Genomic DNA, 596 nt, shown 5'->3' with positions numbered 1-596 from the left:
TCAGATTGATATTGATGCATTGAAAAACCACATGACTGCTGATGAAGCAGTAGCGGCTGGTTTCTTAAGAGTTGAGGCAGCTGTTAAGATGGAACCAGATGGTACCGCCATACAAGTTGGCCCAAACTATATAAAAATTAATACTATTATAAGATCATCAGTTGCAAACAGCCCTTTTCTATGGAATACTCCACTCTACAGTATTCTTAAATCTCCATTGATTGTACCTAATGGTAAAACTTTAAAAGTTACCAAACCATACGGACCTGCTCTTATGGAATTAAACCATAGCCCGGGGGGTGCCACTAGATCAGCAGATTGTTGGACACCCAAATTAACTGCTCTCGGATCTGTTATCTTAGCTTCGCCCCCACTTGGTAATACTTCTCAGCAGTTAGATTGGTTGATGATTAAGGATGAATGGTATTTTGATTATGTTTGATTTGTCAACCGAGAACCGTTTATTAGGATATATTATCCTGTAAAATTTTACTAAGGAGTACATCGATGTCCTCATTCATTTTTTCACTCGGTCGTAAAATCCGTGGTGAAGAGCCAATGTATAAGGAGAAAGGCGGTGGTGGCGGTGGTACAAC

Annotated in this window: 2 protein-coding genes; both read left to right on the top strand. The window is 39.8% G+C overall.

The features are described 5' to 3' along the window. A partial coding sequence (locus tag N1032_RS26515) for a hypothetical protein (protein ID WP_259543644.1) occupies window positions 1–442 on the top strand: 442 nt, incomplete at its 5' end. A gap of 65 nt (window positions 443–507) precedes the next feature. Beyond that, on the top strand, window positions 508–596 hold an 89-nt coding region (locus N1032_RS28650; protein ID WP_456319128.1), incomplete at its 3' end, for a hypothetical protein.

Source organism: Herbiconiux daphne (assembly GCF_024979295.1).
Lineage (GTDB): Bacteria > Actinomycetota > Actinomycetes > Actinomycetales > Microbacteriaceae > Herbiconiux > Herbiconiux daphnes.
Note: the sequence above shows the minus strand (reverse complement) of the source record. Positions and strands in the feature narration are given on the sequence as shown.